Genomic DNA, 17,110 nt, shown 5'->3' on the forward strand with positions numbered 1-17,110 from the left:
TTGGCAGAAGTGCCATTCTCGCCAACTTCCAAAACCAAGCTCCCGACAGAGAAAGCCCGTTTGATGTTGAAAAAGAGAGAGTGATTTCGGTACACTGTATAATAATGCAACATATTATGGGCGATCGATTCGGTCACAAAATGAGGGGATTGGCGTTATGGGACGGATTTTGGTGATTGCACCCTATCCAGGGCTGAAAGATACATTTTTAGAAGTAAATCAAGAGATGGGAAAAGAGATTCACGTCGAAGTAGGCGATCTGTACAAAGGATTGACGATTGCCAAAAGTATGGAAGAAGGATTTGACGTGATCATCAGCCGCGGGGCCACGGCTCGTCTGCTCAGGGAGCATTGCAATCTGCCGGTTGTGGAGGTAAAGATATCAGGATACGATATCTTGCGCACCCTGACATTGGTCAAGGGGTACCCAGGGAAAATCGGATTGATGAGCTATCTCAATACGATTCAGGGGGCAGATGCGATCGGTACGCTGTTGGAGATGAATCTCTCCTTTTTCCCAATCGGCGAGGAAAAGGAGATTGAGAGCGGGATCAAAAAAGCTGTGGAACAAGGAGTACAGGTGATTATTGGAGACGTAATCTCTACATCTGTCGCCACCCAGCTCGGTCTGCATGCGATTTTGATTACCTCAGGGCGGGAAGCAGTGCTGGAATCGATCTTAGAGGCGGAGCACATGGCATACTATACCAAGCGGGAAAAGGACCGGATCGAACAGTACGAGGCATGGATAGACAGCTATCCGGAGGGGATTGTGGCGATCAATCTGGAAGATCAGGTATACGTCTATAACCAGAAGGCGGAAGAATTGCTTGGAGTCAGGGGACAAGATGCAATCGGTAGGCATGCTGCGGATTTGCATCACCTGCTTCATCTGGGAGCGGTCTACCGCAAAGGAAAGCCAGTGGAAGAGGTTGTGGTGCTGAACGGAGAAAAGGTAATGGTCCGAAAGATGCCGGTGCATGTCAAAGGGCAGCTCATAGGCGGCCTCGTCATTTTGCAGGCCGCGAGCAGCATCCAACGGGCCGAGTCGCAGATTCGTCAGTTGTCGTCGGGACAGGAGTACCGTGCCCGGATGCACTTCAACCACTTGGTCGCCACCTCAGAGGTGATGAAGGAGACGATTCGGCAGGCAAAGCAGTACAGTGGGACGGACGTACCGCTGATCATCTATGGTGAGCCGGGGGTAGGCAAGCAAAGTATTGCCCAGGCTATTCATAACGCCGGCCCGCGGCGGGACTATCCGTTTGTGTTTGTCAACTGCGAGGCGTATACCGAGGAACAGCTCGAGGTGGAGATGCTCGGCTCCGAGGGCAGAGTGAGTCGACAGGGGGCGTTTGAACTGGCACACGGCGGAACCCTGTTTATCGACGCAATCGGCAGAATGCCGCTTTCCATTCAGGCCAAGCTGATCAACATCATTCAAGAGAAAAAAGTGATTCGTCTAAACGGAACGGTTGCGATTCCCACTGATATACGGATCGTGGCAGCCAACAGCCAAGATCTGAAAGAGAGTATGGAGAGTGGCGAGTTCCGCAAAGACTTGTTCCACTTGATCAATGGAGGAGTGCTGACCATTCCGCCGCTGCGCCAACGAAAGCAGGATATTGCAGAGCTGGTTCGCTGGTTTATCGCTTCCTACAACACGAGATCCGGTAAGCAGATTGTCGGCTTTCGTGAAGAGGTGATGAACATGCTCAATCAGGCGGAGTGGTACGGTAATGTACAAGAGCTCCGGAGTGTGGTGGAAAAGATGTGTGCGGTCGGGAGTGGGCCGTTCATTGAGCAGGACGAGGTAGAAGGGATTCTGAAAGAATTGGACAGCCACAAAGCAGGACGGTCTATAAACAATGGATTGGATATTGCGGGAAAAACGTTGGAAGAATTAGAGCGAGAGATTATCCTTCAAGTATTGGAAGAAGAGGGACACAACCAGTCGCAAGCAGCGAGAAGGCTTGGAATCAATCGCTCGACGCTATGGCGGAAAGTAAAAGAATTCTTGGGAAACTAACGGTAACGGTATTACGGAAAACAATACCAAAAGAGCAGCATGCCTTCGGGCTGTTGCTCTTTTTGATTGAGAAGAGGAATATTTATGATTATGTTTAAAATTGCAACACAATTCTTAGGGATTATGTATTGAAATTTGCAACTACATCCTGTATTCTTGTTGTGAAGTGGTAATTCAGACATGCTAAATGAGGTGATCTGTCACTTAAGCGGTTACAGAAGAGGTGATTGACTCATTGCCGAAGTTAGCCATTATTGCTGATGATTTGACAGGAGCCAACGATTCAGGAGTGCAATTCGCCAAACAAGGCTTCCAAACGATATCTCTGTTGGACAGCCGTCATGCGGAATACGGTCGGGATGCCGATGTGTGGGTGCTGAATGCAGAGACCCGATCGCTGGATGCCGAACAGGCTTACGCCAAGATAACGGAGATCTGCTCATCATTGAGCTTGTCCCGGATCCCGTATATCTATAAGAAAATTGATTCCACCATGCGCGGAAACATCGGGGCGGAAATCGACGCGCTCATGGACCAGGTCCACTTTGATCTGGCGGTAGTGATTCCTGCTTATCCGGGAAACAGTCGGGTAACGATCGGAGGTTACCATCTCGTAAACCAGATGCTGCTGGAGGATTCCGAGATTGCCCGCGATCCCAAATCGCCCGTTCGTCAGTCTCATCTACCGACGATGCTGTCGAGCCAGTCCAAGCATGCTGTGGGGCATATCGAGCTCATGGTGGTACGGCAGCCACAACGGCTGGCTGATGAACTGAAACGGCAGAAAGCAGAAGGCAAGCAGATCATCGTATTTGACAGTTATGCCCAGCATGATTTGCAAGCGGTTACGCAAACACTGGTAGATAGTGGACTTCGCATCTTGTGGGTTGGATCGGCTGGTTTGGCCTGCTCCCTATCGGAGGTACTGAGCCGAGGAGAGAGAAGCCAACCGCTTAGGTCCGCATTGGAAAGTGACTCTCAAGCCCCCATTCTAGTTGTGGCGGGTAGTGTAAGTGCTGTAACGAACGAGCAGATTACGGTGCTGGGAGAGAGGGCGCAGTTTGCGATCATAGCGGCGGATCCTTTGGCACTGTTGGATACCGATAAGCGGCCGCAAGAGATGCGGCGGTTGATCGATCGTGCCGTCGCCTTGATCGATGAGGGCAAAAGCCCGATTCTCACGACCGATACCTCGGATCTCGCGCGACGGGGAGTGGAAGACTGGATCACCCGGACGCATACGGAAGCGTTGGCAGCAGGCAACCTGCTTGCCGATTGCCTGGGGCAGTTGGGAGCTGCGATCGTGGCAGAGAGAACACTTTGCGGGTTTGTCCTTACCGGTGGTGACATCGCTTACCGCACATGTCTCCATCTGGATGTGAAAGCGCTGCAAATTGTAGAAGAGGTGGAGGAGGGCATTCCGCTGTCTGTAGCGATTGGCGGGCCTGCCGATCATCTGCCGGTGGTAACCAAAGCCGGCGCATTTGGACAACGTTTTTCCTTGGTTCACGCCGTGGAAAAGATACAAGAAAAAACTAGAGTTGAACAAGGGGGATGAAGGGATGAAAAAGTTTGTAAGCACACTCATTCTGTCGACCATGTTGATCGTCTCTGCATGCGGTGGCGGCGGCGGAGAAACCGCTCCGGCTACTGACAATGGCGGCGGACAAGGTGGTCAAGCCGCTGAAAGCGTTACCTTGAAGGTGGGCCATACGCTGGCCGACACTTCTCACTACCAAAAAGGGTTGGAGAAGTTTAAGGAACTGGTTGCCGAAAAAACCAACAACGCAGTCAATATCGAGATCTTCCCGAATGGTTCGCTTGGCGGCGAACGGGACATGGTAGAAGGGCTGAACGTTGGAAGTGTAGATATGGTGCTCACCTCAACCGGCCCGATGAGCGGCTTCGTACCGGAAGTAACCGTCGTAGACCTGCCGTTCCTGTTTAGAGACGCAGAGCACGCTCACAAGGTACTGGATGGCGAAATCGGCCAGCAGTTGCTGCAAAAAGTAGACGACACGCTGGGCGTTAAAACGCTGGGATGGTGGGAAAACGGTTTCCGCAACATCACCAACAGCAAGAAACCGATCACAAAACCTGAGGATCTGCAAGGCTTGAAGATCCGTACCATGGAAAACGACATTCACATGGATTCGTTTAATACGTTGGGAGCACAGCCGACACCGATGGCCTTTACTGAGCTGTTCACGGCCCTGCAGCAAGGTGTGATTGACGGTGAAGAAAACCCGGTGCCGATCATCATGACCTCCCGTTTTTACGAAGTGCAAAAATACCTGACGATGACCCGTCACTTCTACTCTCCGTCGCTGTTGATGATCTCAAAGTCCAAGTTTGACGGTCTGACGCCGGAGCAGCAGCAAGCACTGCAGGAAGCTGCGACAGAAGCTGCCAAATACGAGCGTCAAGTCGTAGCGGACATGGACAAGGAGTACATCTCCCAGTTGAAGGAGAAAGGCATGGAGATTGTTGAGAACCCTGATATTGAGCCATTTGTAAAAGCGGTTCAACCCGTCTATGAGAAGTATCAGGACCAGTTTGGCAAAGAGTTGATTGACAGCATTCGCAACACACAATAAAAGGCATATCAACTGCTGTTGAGCGCTGATTCGTCAGCGGTCAGCGGCGAATAGCAAACAGCGGAAGGCGGATAGGGCAACCTATCCGCTCATCCGTAACCAAGGGGTGGTGAATCGCCGTGCAGTCTTATATCAAAATCATTGATACCCTAAATAAAGGTTTGCGTTATTTTGCAGCCATCTTGCTTGCTGTCATGTCTGCCCTGATCGTCTACCAGGTACTGGCCCGCATCCTCGGACAGTATATCGATATGGAACTACCGAGATGGACCGAAGAGTTGGCGCGCTATCTGATGATCTGGCTGGTATTTATCGGGGCATCACTTGCCGTGCGCTATGCCGCCCTGATCGGGATGGAGGCGATTGCCGAGCGCTTGCCAGTCAAGCCGCAAAAAGGCCTGCGGATCGTCGTTCTGCTCGTTTCCAAGGTTTTTTACGTCGTCTTGATCATCTATGGGATTGAGATGTTGGGACACGTCTCGACACAGCTGTCACCGGGACTGAAGATGCCGATGGCCTTCGTTTATGCAGCCATTCCGGCGGGCGGCCTGTTTATGCTGCTCAATTCGTTTGCGGTGTTGTTTGAGACTATGCGCGGCGGCGCCAGCAGAGAGTTTTTCAAGGGGGCTGAGTAATCGATGGCGACGGTGATGTTAACGGGTCTGTTTATCCTTTTGCTACTCAGTGTACCTGTGGCCCTCTCACTAGGGTTGGCTTCCACCATTGCTCTGACCACTGAAGGCAATATGGGGTTGATCGTACTGATCCAGCGGATGTTTGCTGCATTGGATTCGTTTCCGCTGATGGCGATCCCATTTTTTATCCTTGCGGGAGCGTTAATGGAGACAGGAGGGATCTCACGACGGCTGGTCAATTTTGCTAATTCGCTCGCTGGTGGGATGGCAGGTGGGTTGGCGATCGTTACCGTGGTGACGGCGATGTTTTTCTCGGCCATCTCTGGTTCCAGTGCCGCGACGACGGCAGCGATCGGCTCGATTTTGATCCCGGCCATGGTGAACAAAGGGTATGATATCCGCTTTGCCGGAGCGACCCAAGCTGTCTCAGGGGAATTAGGGGTCATCATTCCACCCTCGATCCCGATGATTTTGTTCGGGATTTCCGCTAGCGTATCGATCGGTGATCTGTTTATCGCAGGCTTCTTGCCAGGGATCCTGATCGGTGGTTCGCTGATCTTCGTCTGCTGGTTTATCTCCAAAAAGAGAGGCTACAAAGGAGAGGCCGGCATAACCTGGTCTGACCGGATCAAAGCGTTTCGGGAAGCGTTCCTAGCCCTGCTGATGCCGGTGATTATCCTCGGCGGGATCTACGGAGGGTTCTTTACCCCTACAGAGGCAGCCGTGATTGCTGTCTTGTACGCCTTTATCGTCGGTGTCTTCGTCTACAAGGAAGTAAAGTGGAAAGACTTGGTTGAGGTGTTTGCCAAATCTTCGATTACGACATCGATCATCATGATCATTATCTCGACGGCCGGGATGTTCGGCTGGATTTTGACGAGAGAGCAGGTACCGCAAAAGGTAGCTGCCATGTTTACATCGTTCTCTGACAGTCCGTTTGTCTTTTTACTGCTCATCAACCTGCTGCTGCTGTTTGTCGGGATGTTCTTCGAGACATCGGCGGCGATTATCATTTTGGCCCCACTGCTGACACCTATCGCGATGACATTGGGTATCGACCCGGTTCATTTCGGGATGATCATGATCATCAACCTGGCGATCGGGATGGTGACGCCGCCGGTCGGGGTAAACCTGTTCGTGGCTTGTCAGATAGCCAACATCAAGCTGGAACAACTGTCCAAAGCGTTGCTTCCGTTCTTCCTGATGCTGGCGATCGACATCTTGATCATTACCTACGTACCAGCGCTATCTACTTGGCTTCCCGAATTTCTTGGCGGGATAACGCGTTAGCAGGATGAAAAGGAGGCGCAATGAGCGCGATGAGATTTCCCAAGATGGTGAAAATCAAACAGCATTTCACAGGGCCAGTCGTTGAGGATATTGATCGTACGGTTGCCGAGCAGTTGGCCGCTGTTGGCTTGGCTGACCAGGTCAAGGCGGGGATGAGGGTTGCGATTACGGCCGGCAGCCGAGGGATTGCCAACATCCATGTGATCGTCCGCGCTGTTGTCCGCGAACTGAAGCGATACGGGGCGGAACCGTTCATCGTACCGACGATGGGCAGTCACGGCGGAGCGACAGCCGAGGGGCAGGTGGAGGTGCTGGAGAGCCTGGGGATTACGGAAGCGTTCTGCGGCGCACCGATTCTCTCCTCGATGGAAGTGGTGCAGATCGGTGAAACACCTGGCGGGATGCCGGTTCACCTCGACAAGCATGCCTGGGAAGCTGACGGGATCGTGCTGATGGGGCGAATCAAAGTCCACACCGATTTCAAATCGGCGCTCCATATCGAAAGCGGTCTGTTAAAAATGGCGGCGATCGGTCTGGGCAAGCATAAACAGGCACTCTTGCTGCATGGGCACGGGTTGCACGGGATTCGCGACATCATGCCTGATGTCGGCCGTGTTGTGCTGGAAAAGGCCAAGGTTCTGTGCGGCGTCGGGATCATCGAGAATGCCTTTGAACAGACAGCCAAAATCGAAGCGATCCCGACCAAGCAGATCCCGGAGAGGGAACCGATCCTGCTGCGGGAATCGGCAGAGCTGATGCCGAAGCTGCCTGTCGAAGAAATCGATATCCTCCATGTCGGAGAGATTGGCAAGAACTACAGCGGCACCGGGATGGACACCAATATTATCGGCCGGCTGCGCATTCATGAGGCCCAAGAGCCAGCTTCCCCACAGATTCGCTACATCATAGCCAGTGATCTGAGCGAGGCTTCGCACGGCAACGCATTGGGGATCGGTCTGGCCGACCTAACCACCCAACGCCTATTTGACAAAATTGATTTCAAGAGCATGAACGAAAACGTGATTACCAGTACCTTTCTGCTGCGGGCAGCGATCCCGATCGTTCTGCCCAATGATCGCGAAGCCCTCACCGTCGCGCTGCGGGCCAACTGGGGCATCGAACCGGACCAGGCCAAGATCGTCCGTATCCCCAATACGCTCCACTTGGAATATCTTTACGTGTCGGAAGCGCTGCTGCCGATCGTGGCAGAATTGCCTCACGTAGAAGTGCTGGGAGAGCCGGAAGAGTTCTCGTTTGATGAAGCAGGTTACCTGCCGAAAATGCATGTGTAATCTCTAGTTGATTGCGTATGCTCCACAGGAGTAGATGAACTGCAGTACCGTTTGTACGTGTAGGAGGAAAGGAGAGAATCAGGCTATGCAAGCACAAACAGAACAAAAAACCATTCCCGTTTACGGTCAGTACATCGCGGGAGAGTGGCGCAGCGAGGGAGAGACACTGCCGGTGATCAACAAGTACACCGGTGAGGAAGTGGCGCGGATCGTCAAAGCGTCTCGAGAAGAGGTGCGGGAAGCGGTGACAAATGCGCTGGAGACGTTCCGCCGCACCAAACTGACCCCCACCCAGCGCTATGAGATCCTGATGCGTGCCGCCCAACTGTGTCAGGAGCGGAAGGAAGAGCTAGCGCTGACCATGGTGCATGAAGTGGGCAAGGTGCTAAAAGATGCGCGGGCAGAGGTGGATCGCGGGGTTCAGACCTTGATCGCTTCTGCGGAAGAAGCGAAGCGGATTGCTGGTGAAGGCATCCCGCTGGCCCAGCCAGGCGGTGAAAACAAGCTGGCGTTCACCATTCGAGTGCCGGTTGGTGTCGTCGGAGCGATCACTCCGTTCAACTTTCCGTTTAACTTGACTGTACACAAGCTGGGACCGGCAATCGCGGCGGGCAATACAGTTGTGTTGAAACCGGCCGAGCTAACCCCGATTATCGCCTGCAAGCTGGTGGAGATCCTGAGCGAGGCAGGCCTGCCGGCCGGATTTATCAATGTGGTGAATGGATTGGGACCGGAGACTGGTCAATATCTGCTGGAAGATGAGCGGATCGCCATGTTTACCTTTACCGGCAGTCCCGGTGTCGGGCGCCATATCAAAAGTACGACCGGGATTCGTAAAGTCACACTGGAGTTGGGCAACAATTCACCCAACATCGTGCACGAGGACGCTCCCGACCTCGATCGTGCAGCCGAGCTCTGTGTGACACGCGGATTTAGCAACGCCGGTCAAGCGTGCATCTCTGTGCAGCGCGTATACGTGCACCGTGATATCTACGATACCTTTGTGGAAAAAGCGGTTCGTGTCGTCCAATCGCTCAAGGTGGGCAACCCGGAAGATCCGACCACAGATGTGGGTCCGATGATCACGGAAAAAGAAGCGAAACGGGCGGAAGAGTGGATTCAGGAAGCGGTTGACGGTGGAGCGAAAGTGGCCGTCGGGGGGACGCGTGAAGGGGCTGTACTGTACCCGACCGTGCTCACCAACGTAACGCCGGAGATGAAGGTGATGTGCCAAGAGGTGTTCGCCCCGGTGATCAGCATCGTGCCGTATGACGAGATTGACGAGGCGTTCCGCGAGGCCAATGAGAGCCGTTTCGGCCTTCAGGTGGGGCTGTTTACCGCCAACCTGCAGCTGGCCATGCGGGCGGCGCATGAGTTGGAGTTCGGTGGAGTGATCATCAACGACGTCTCTACCTATCGTGCCGACGTGATGCCGTACGGCGGTGTGAAAGACAGCGGCATCGGCAAGGAAGGGCCGCGTTACGCGGTTCAGGAGATGACGGATGAACGGATTGTCGTAATCAATCTGTAATGAGGAGATGGAGAGAACCATGCGAAATACCTGGGAGTTCTACTCGACAGAAAAAATCGTGTTCGGTATCGGTGCGATTCGACAGCTGGATTCGGTACTGACGCGATTGAAAGCAAAAAATATCCTGCTGGTTACCGACCCGGGCATTAAGCAGGCGGGGATTGCCGACCGTGTTGTCGCCATCCTCCAAGAGGCTGACTACCAAGTGGTCGTCTACGACAAGGCAGTGCCGGAACCTCCCGTAGAGACGGCTCTGGAATGCTTCCAGTTCGCCAAGGACCAGATGAATACAGATGCCGTGATTGGGCTTGGCGGCGGCAGCAGCATCGATTTGGCCAAAGTGGTTGCGCTGTTGATGGCACATGGTGGTCATCCGCTCGACTACTTTGGTGAGAACCTGGTGCCAGGTCCGATTGCACCGCTGATCGCGATCCCCACGACGGCGGGAACTGGCTCGGAGGTAACATCGGTTGCGGTACTGACCGATGTGGAGAACAATATCAAAGTAGGCATCTCGGACAACTACCTGCGTCCTGCCGTGGCGCTGCTCGATCCCGAACTAACGGTTGGGCTGCCGCCATACGTGACCGCCTGCTCCGGCATTGATGCGCTCTCCCACGCAATCGAAGCGTACACGGCGAAAAACTTCAAATACATCCAAGCGGAGGGTAGCATTCTCTTCCAAGGTTCGATTCCGATCAGCGACACGCTGGCACTGGAAGCAATCGAGCTGATCGTACAGAATCTGCCGTTAGCCGTCCATCAAGGCAGCAATCTGGAAGCACGATCCAATATGTTGCTTGGCAGTCTGCTGGCGGGGATGGCATTCTCCAACGCCGGTACAGCGGCTGCCCACGCCCTGGCCTATCCGATCGGCGGACTGGTCAAATCACCGCACGGCGAAGTGACTGGACTGCTGCTGCCATATGTGATGGAGTTCAACGTCGAAGTGGAGCCGAAAAAAATGGCCAAGATCGCACGTGCCTGTGGAATTGATCCGACAGGGGCAAGCGAACGCGAGTTGGCGCTGGAAGCGCCCAAAGCGATCCTGAGGCTGTTGGAGGTAATCGGACTCCCTACTCGACTGTCGCAGATCGGGATCAAGGAAGATCAGATCCCGCAGATTGCGGAAAAAGCACTGCCGATCCTGCGCCTGGTGCGCAACAACCCGCGGGTGCCGACACAGCAGGGATTTGAAGAACTGCTGCGCAAGGCACTGTAAGCGCACTGTCGCATGCCGCACAGTCTTGACACACCTGAGGAAGGGATGCGTGATACTTGATGTCGAGTGAAAAACCAATTGTTGCGATTACCATGGGCGATGGAGCGGGTGTGGGCCCGGAGATTATCATGAAGGCCCTGAGCGATCGAGCGGTCTATGAAGCGTGTGCTCCGCTGGTCGTGGGAGATGCCAAACTGCTGGAGAGGGCCGACTCCATTGTCGGAAGCGGTTTAAGCGTACGGTCGATCTCTGCTGTAGACGAAGCTTCTTTTCAACCGGGTACGGTCGACTGCATGGATCTCAATCTGCTGCCCGCCGATCTGCCATTCGGCCAGGTTTCGGCGGAAGCAGGGAATGCTGCGTTTCGTTACCTGGAGAAAGCAATCCAACTGGCTAACGAGGGGCTGATCGATGCGATCTGTACCGCTCCGCTCAACAAAGAAGCCCTGCACAAGGCAGGCCACATCTATCCTGGGCATACCGAGATTCTGGCCGAACTGACGGGAACCAAGGACTTTTCGATGATGCTGTCGGCGCCTAAGCTGAAAGTGATCCACGTCACCACCCACATCGGATTGATCGACGCCGTCAAGATAATCAACCCGGAGCGGGTCTATACGGTGATCAAACTGGCGCACGATACGCTGCAGAAAGCAGGCTACCGCGAGCCGCGCATCGCTGTTTGCGGCATCAATCCGCACGCCGGTGAAAACGGTCTGTTCGGGTACGGAGAAGAAGAGGAAAAAGTGATACCTGCTGTGGAAAAGGCACAGGCGGAGGGAATCAACGTCGTCGGCCCACTGCCGGCCGATACGCTGTTTTTCCGCACGACGCGCGGCGATTTCGACATCGTCGTAGCCATGTACCACGATCAGGGACACGGTCCGGTCAAAGTGCTTGGATTGGAAGCAGGTGTGAACATCACAGTTGGCCTGCCGATCATTCGCACCAGTGTCGATCACGGTACGGCTTTTGACATCGCCGGAAAAGGGATCGCCGATGAATTGAGTCTGAAAGAAGCGCTTCGCCAGGCGATTGAACTGGCACCCAAGCGTGCTTAAAATAGAGACGGGAGGGGCAGCGACATCAGGGTTGCTGTCCCGTTTTTGTCTCTGGGAGGAGGCGAGACTTCCCCCAAAGAGCGAGATGATCTTCCCAGTACATAAAGGAGGCTGACAGGCATGAGCAAACCGAAACTGGTAGTGACAAGAGAGCTGCCCGAAGAGGCGATGCACCTGCTAAAGGAAGAGGCAGATCTGTACGTCTGGGAGAGTGAGTCGGAGTCGATTCCCCGCTCTGTCCTGCTGCAGGAGGTGCAACAGGCGACCGGAATTGTGACCAATGTTGCCGATTCCATCGATCGGGAAGTGTTGGATGCCGCCCCTCACCTTCGGGTCGTCAGCACGATGGCGGTCGGTTTTGACAATATCGACGTGAACACAGCAACGCAAAGGGGGATTGCCATCGGACATACACCGGGGATTCTCACGGAAACGACAGCGGATCTGACGTTTGCTCTGTTGATGGCGACAGCGCGACGAGTGGTCGACGGCGACCGCTTTGTCAGAAATGGGGAATGGAAGAGTTGGGGTCCGATGCTGCTCACTGGACAGGATATATACGGGGCGACGATCGGGATCATTGGGATGGGCCGGATCGGAGAGGCTGTAGCCAGACGAGCGGCCGGATTTGCGATGAAACTGCTCTATCACAACCGCAGCAGACGGCCGGAGGTGGAACAGAAGCTGGGGGCTGAATATCGCTCGTTGGACGAACTGCTGGCCGAGTCGGACTATGTGGTGCTGATGGCCCCAGGTTCACCGGATACGTACCGGATGATTGGAGCGAGGGAAATTTCTTTGATGAAGCGGTCGGCAGTGTTTATCAACACATCGCGTGGAACCAATGTAGATGAGCAGGCGCTTTACCAGGCGTTGAAGGAAAAGCGGATCTGGGCGGCAGGATTGGACGTGTTTGAGCAAGAGCCGATCCGCACAGACCATCCGCTGCTGTCGTTGGACAACGTTGTCGTCCTACCTCATATCGGCAGCGCCAGTATTGCAACGCGGACCAGGATGGCCGTGATTGCTGCGAAAAACGCTTTGGCCGGGATCAGAGGGGAACGCTTGTTGCATACCGTTAACCCGGAGGTTTACGAAGCGTAAGGCCGGGACTTAGTACACGCAAGTCCGGCATCCAGAACCAGACCAGCGGGGGCTCCTGGGCCGCAAGCAGGGAGGAAAAGATCTTCCACTGCTTCAGTCGGCAGGCTCCGCGCTGGTCAGGACTGGCGGTTTCGCCGCTTCTTGGCTCTCGATTTTTGTTGGGGTTCCTGCTGTAGTTCCTGCTCCTGCTCCTGTCGCTTTTCCTTGATGATCATCCAGGCTAGCCGCATGTGACGCAGCAGTTCGGCTTGTTCTTCCTCAGAGAGCTCCAACTGCTCTTCCCCGAAATAGAGAACATGTCTTTCGCTGATAAAGGCTTGCAGGTCACCAGCAGCCGGATGAGACGGATTTGTCTCTTTGCCGCTCGACGGTTCTGGTTTGGACTGATCCGTCCGCCCGAGCAGATAATCGATGGAAGTGCCAAAAAAATCGGCCAGCTTTTGCAGTGTTTCGTAGTCGGCCTGGTTGTCATCTGTCTCGTATCGGGCATATGTTGAGCGATTGAGACCGATGCGGTTGGCCAAATCTTGCTGGGACAAGCCCAGTTGATGCCGCAAATGTTTCAGGCGTGTTCCAAACGTCATACGATGACCTCCCACCATCTATTATAGGTGACAAAAAATCACATTGAAAGTTGTGTTCTCAAGTATCACATTGACGCTTGAAATGTGATGAAAGATCACTGTATACTTTTGGTAACAGATGGGAATGGGGGGAACGGAATGAGGAGATATCACTGGCTGGAGGCGCTGCGGTTGAAGGAAGGGATGACACAAGCAGAGGTTGCCAAACGATCGGGCATTGATCGCACATACTACACCAAGATTGAGCGGGGGAAGGTTCCGAGTGTTCGGGTAGCGATGCGGATCGCAAACGTACTCGGATTTGAATGGACTCTTTTTTTTGAATTGTCTTGTGATGTTTCTTCACAAAAAGAAAGAGATAGGTCACAGTCGAGCACAGATGAGGGCAAGAAGGGGAGAACCTGATGCAGGAGACCGCAAACAGGCAGATGAGTGAGGCAGAGAGCCTGGCTTGGGAAGGGTGTCATGCCTGGAGTAGCCTGTATGGAATGCTGGTGCAGCGGATGCGGATTCCGATTGAACAGAGAGAGCGGGTGGTGCAGCTTCCCATCGATCAGGCGGACTATCTGTTGCGTCATGGGAATCGTCTCGTCAGATCGACACTGGTAGAGAAGTGGGAGGAGATCTGGTCAAGAGAGGCAGAATGTTTTGCCTGCATCCTGAATCAACTGAGTGGACTGCGTCTTGCCGTCTATCAGCAGCGGGGGTGGGACTTTGTGCTCAAAGAACCCCTGCAGCGCAATCGTCTTTCCATTCTCACTCTGCAGGCGATGTGGGAAGCGATTGATCTCGGCAAAGAACGATTGATCCCTTTTCTGCAGCGCAAGGCGAAGCTGCTTGGCAAGGAGAAACTGGGCTGGCATGAAGTGAGGTGGCCGATCGGACGCATATTCCGGCTGGTCGATCCGATGGAAGCGTTTCTGCGTCTGGCGGATTGGGCGGAAGCGAACTGTCCGATGCTGTCTCGGTTCGCTCGCAGTTTGGCTGCTCAGACCCAGCCAGCCGCCAGTCGAAGTGGTACGTTGGCAGAGGTTGCAGGTATGATGGGTCAGGCGTTCATACAGGGTCTGGTCCGGGCAGCACCTTCTCCCGAGCGGAAACAGGGGATCCCGCCCCTATACAGCGGGGATCTGGCAGCAGCCTTCTTGGAGCAGTGGCTGGCCGATTACGCCATTGCGGCAGCTTCATCAGTGGAGGAGAAGCTGGCGATTATCGAGGAAAAGCTGCAGCGCGCCGTCTACTATCTGATGCAGATGCACGCCCGCTTCCTGTTTGAACTGCGATTCTATGAACGGAGGAAGCGTGGGCCGGTGGCGGTCAACACGCTGAACCAACTGATGCTGGACGCCCAATCGTTTGCCTATGGCGAAGCGCTTGAGACGTATCATCCGTACGATTGGGCGTCTGACGAGCAGTTTTATCGGGTGGCAGAACCGTTCTGCCACTTTCAGCAGACGTTTGCGTATTTGCTGGGTAGCTGGATCTATCGTCTGACGTGGATAGAGGGGGCATTCATCGAGCAGTCGTACATCCGCTTTTTGCAAGCAGGAGGACGGGGATCGACTGAGGAGCAGGCTGCCCGCTGTTTTTCGGTGGACCTACAGAGTTCCGATTTCTGGTGGCAAGCGATGCAATCGGTGCTGATAGAGGTAGACCTATTTCTCCGGTATACGGAATCGTCATCCCATTAGCGAGTCGCTGCCAATATGACGAGTACGATCCCGCTCTTTTCTTCGCTTGATGAAATCTGACAGCGCAAATGGTATGTACAGCAGGAAAAAGAACAGAACGGCGATCACCTCCAGCGACAGGACATACCATGGATATGGGCCTAAAAAGTCAATCACGCTGGGATTGGCCGGTTTTCGTGCGACAAACATATAGTTGCCTCCGGTCAGGTAGTTGGCGACGGCAACGACCGGCAGGAGCAGATTGAGAAACGTCATCGCTTTCCATATGGAGCGAATGGTCGGTCGATATCCCTCTACCACGGTGAGAAACAGGCAGGAGAGCAGAATACCCGCATGTGCCAGAAAAAAATGAAAAAACCGGAAGTGAGGAAACGGATAAAACAGCTCGGGGGTGAGGAGAGCTTGGCTCGCACCACCGATGCCGACAAAAAAGAGGATCTCGTACAGCAGCTTGTTTTTGTTGATCAGGACGACGACGGACAACAGCAGCGTGATGCTGCACAACTGAAGCGGCAAGGCATAGCTGGCGTCCCAGCCGATTGACAACACATACCATAGCTGCAGAGAGATCTCGGACAGCAGCAGAACGGCTGCCAGCACGCAGCGGGCAGAGGTGTTCCACTTTTCTTTTTGCAGCAGTTCTCTCTTATGGTACAGCATCCACAGCAGCAGAGCGATGAGAAGCAGAGCCGTCAAGTGTGACGGAGAAAACAGACGAAAGGGGTCTCCAGAGAACGTAGCGGAGAAAAACCAATCCATCGACATGGCCTCCATTTATTGGTTGCTACACCTATTTTACTGTTTTTGCCGTGCTGTGGATAGAAAAAACCCCCTTTGGCATACACCAAAAGGAGGTTCAGCTAAAAGGAGCTACTGCTCGATTTCGAAATATTTGTAGAGATCATCCAGCATTTTATTCGCCGCCATAACACCGCCAGACATGTTCCAGAACACTTCGTTGACCTGATACACTTTGTTATTGCGGACCGCGTTCAGATTTTTCCAGAGGGGATCATTGGTCCATTCTTCCTGCAGTTTTTTCACTGCACCGTCCCCTTTCCAGTCTGCAGTAAAGTCGAAGATCACGTCGCCATCCATCTGGGCGATCTGTTCTTTGGTCAATTTGGCAATCACTTGATCCTTCACCCGCTGGGATTCAGGACGAGCCAGGCCGACTTCCTCGATGATCGATCCCGGAAAGCCGGTGTAGTAGATACGGGCATGATCAGGATTGAAGCGAATCAGGGAAACTTCTGTCTTTAGCTTGTCGCCCATTTTTTGTTTAAAGTCAGCGACTCGTTTGTCCCAATCGGAGATCAGTTTCTCTGCCTCAGCCTGCTTGTTCAGCGCCTCTGCCGAGAGCTTCAGATTTTCTTTCCAGTCAAACACGGTTTCGGTCATCACCGTCGGAGCGATTGCCGACAGCTGCGTGTAGATCTTTTCATGGCGCATCTTGCTGCCCAAGATCAAGTCTGGTTTCAGGGAAGCGATCTTCTCCAGATTGGGCTGGGTCTCTTCGCCGAGCACGGTTACACCCTGCATGTCGTCTTTGATGTAGTCGTACCACGGGTCGCCGATCCACGATTGGACGGCTCCGGTTGGCTTTACGCCGAGAGCGAGGGAGATGTCCACCAAACCGTTTACGAGAACGACAACCTTTTGCGGCGTCCCTTTGATCTCTGTTGTCCCCATGGCGTGAGTGATGGTGCGTGTCTCTTCTGATGATGTGCCTTGCTCGCCGCTCTCTGTACCGGGAGATGAAGCAGAGTTGTCCCCGGATGGCTGTGTTGAGGGTTGCGTCTGCTGCTGTCCGCCGCCGCATCCAGCCAGCAGGAGAACTGCTGTCAGAAATAGGGCAAGCACACGAAATGGTGTGGGTCTCTGAAGATATGTACGTGCCAACATGGTGAATCCCCCTTAGGTAATAATGATTCTCATTTACAGTAATTAAATATAGTACAACCTCAGAGACCTGTCAACAAACAACTTGGCACCTGCGACTTGTTATTTTTTTCATGGTAATTGATAATGATACTCATTGACACATCCCGCTCCATCTCATACACTTATAGTC

At 53.7% G+C, this 17,110-nt stretch carries 15 protein-coding genes; 12 read left to right on the top strand and 3 right to left on the bottom strand.

The window, feature by feature from the left end; translation table 11 throughout:
- The first annotated feature begins 157 nt into the window (after positions 1–157).
- The 10 genes from LOK74_RS02380 (at position 158) to LOK74_RS02425 (ending at position 12,761) form a co-directional block, all read left to right on the top strand.
- Complete coding sequence (locus LOK74_RS02380) at positions 158–2,029, top strand: PrpR N-terminal domain-containing protein (protein WP_230045034.1); 1,872 nt, start codon at positions 158–160, stop codon at positions 2,027–2,029.
- A gap of 235 nt (positions 2,030–2,264) precedes the next feature.
- A complete protein-coding gene (locus LOK74_RS02385) occupies positions 2,265–3,587 on the top strand; it encodes a four-carbon acid sugar kinase family protein (protein WP_230045035.1) in 1,323 nt (440 codons plus the stop codon).
- 4 nt (positions 3,588–3,591) lie between these two features.
- Complete coding sequence (locus LOK74_RS02390) at positions 3,592–4,626, top strand: TRAP transporter substrate-binding protein (RefSeq protein WP_230045036.1); 1,035 nt, start codon at positions 3,592–3,594, stop codon at positions 4,624–4,626.
- 119 nt (positions 4,627–4,745) lie between these two features.
- Entirely contained in the window at positions 4,746–5,261 is a 516-nt protein-coding gene (locus LOK74_RS02395) for a TRAP transporter small permease (RefSeq protein WP_230045037.1), read from the top strand.
- 3 nt (positions 5,262–5,264) lie between these two features.
- Positions 5,265–6,551 (top strand): TRAP transporter large permease, encoded by a 1,287-nt coding sequence (locus LOK74_RS02400; protein ID WP_230045038.1) that lies wholly within the window; start codon positions 5,265–5,267, stop codon positions 6,549–6,551.
- A gap of 20 nt (positions 6,552–6,571) precedes the next feature.
- The gene (locus tag LOK74_RS02405; RefSeq protein WP_230045039.1) at positions 6,572–7,843 is read left to right on the top strand and encodes a nickel pincer cofactor-dependent isomerase, group 22; all 1,272 of its coding nucleotides are present in this window, start codon (positions 6,572–6,574) and stop codon (positions 7,841–7,843) included.
- A gap of 85 nt (positions 7,844–7,928) precedes the next feature.
- Positions 7,929–9,374: an aldehyde dehydrogenase family protein gene (locus LOK74_RS02410; RefSeq protein WP_230045040.1), complete on the top strand. Its 1,446-nt coding sequence runs from the start codon at positions 7,929–7,931 to the stop codon at positions 9,372–9,374.
- Positions 9,375–9,393: 19 nt separating this feature from the next.
- Positions 9,394–10,596, top strand: coding sequence for a hydroxyacid-oxoacid transhydrogenase (locus LOK74_RS02415; protein WP_230045041.1), 1,203 nt, complete (start codon positions 9,394–9,396; stop codon positions 10,594–10,596).
- 59 nt (positions 10,597–10,655) lie between these two features.
- Positions 10,656–11,657 carry a 4-hydroxythreonine-4-phosphate dehydrogenase PdxA gene (pdxA, locus tag LOK74_RS02420; RefSeq protein ID WP_230046887.1) on the top strand — a complete coding sequence of 334 codons (1,002 nt, stop codon included), beginning with the start codon at positions 10,656–10,658 and terminating at the stop codon, positions 11,655–11,657.
- A gap of 120 nt (positions 11,658–11,777) precedes the next feature.
- A complete protein-coding gene (locus LOK74_RS02425) occupies positions 11,778–12,761 on the top strand; it encodes a 2-hydroxyacid dehydrogenase (protein ID WP_230045042.1) in 984 nt (327 codons plus the stop codon).
- Between the two features lie 116 nt (positions 12,762–12,877).
- On the opposite strand, the gene LOK74_RS02430 is transcribed toward LOK74_RS02425, so the two are convergent.
- Positions 12,878–13,345: a helix-turn-helix domain-containing protein gene (locus LOK74_RS02430; protein ID WP_230045043.1), complete on the bottom strand. Its 468-nt coding sequence runs from the start codon at positions 13,343–13,345 to the stop codon at positions 12,878–12,880.
- Positions 13,346–13,483: 138 nt separating this feature from the next.
- Between LOK74_RS02430 and LOK74_RS02435 the strand changes: the two genes are divergently transcribed.
- Entirely contained in the window at positions 13,484–13,750 is a 267-nt protein-coding gene (locus LOK74_RS02435) for a helix-turn-helix transcriptional regulator (RefSeq protein WP_230045044.1), read from the top strand.
- Positions 13,750–15,036: a gluzincin family metallopeptidase gene (locus LOK74_RS02440; RefSeq protein ID WP_230045045.1), complete on the top strand. Its 1,287-nt coding sequence runs from the start codon at positions 13,750–13,752 to the stop codon at positions 15,034–15,036. Before LOK74_RS02435 ends, LOK74_RS02440 begins: the two co-directional genes overlap by 1 nt.
- Here the strand turns inward: LOK74_RS02440 and LOK74_RS02445 are convergent.
- Positions 15,025–15,795 carry a YwaF family protein gene (locus LOK74_RS02445; RefSeq protein ID WP_230045046.1) on the bottom strand — a complete coding sequence of 257 codons (771 nt, stop codon included), beginning with the start codon at positions 15,793–15,795 and terminating at the stop codon, positions 15,025–15,027. The genes LOK74_RS02440 and LOK74_RS02445 overlap by 12 nt on opposite strands.
- Before the next feature lie 111 nt (positions 15,796–15,906).
- The gene (locus LOK74_RS02450) at positions 15,907–16,941 is read right to left on the bottom strand and encodes an ABC transporter substrate-binding protein (RefSeq protein WP_230045047.1); all 1,035 of its coding nucleotides are present in this window, start codon (positions 16,939–16,941) and stop codon (positions 15,907–15,909) included.
- Positions 16,942–17,110: the final 169 nt, after the last annotated feature.

Origin of the sequence: Brevibacillus humidisoli, assembly GCF_020923435.1 — a bacterium.
Classification (GTDB): Bacteria; Bacillota; Bacilli; order Brevibacillales; family Brevibacillaceae; genus Brevibacillus_E; species Brevibacillus_E humidisoli.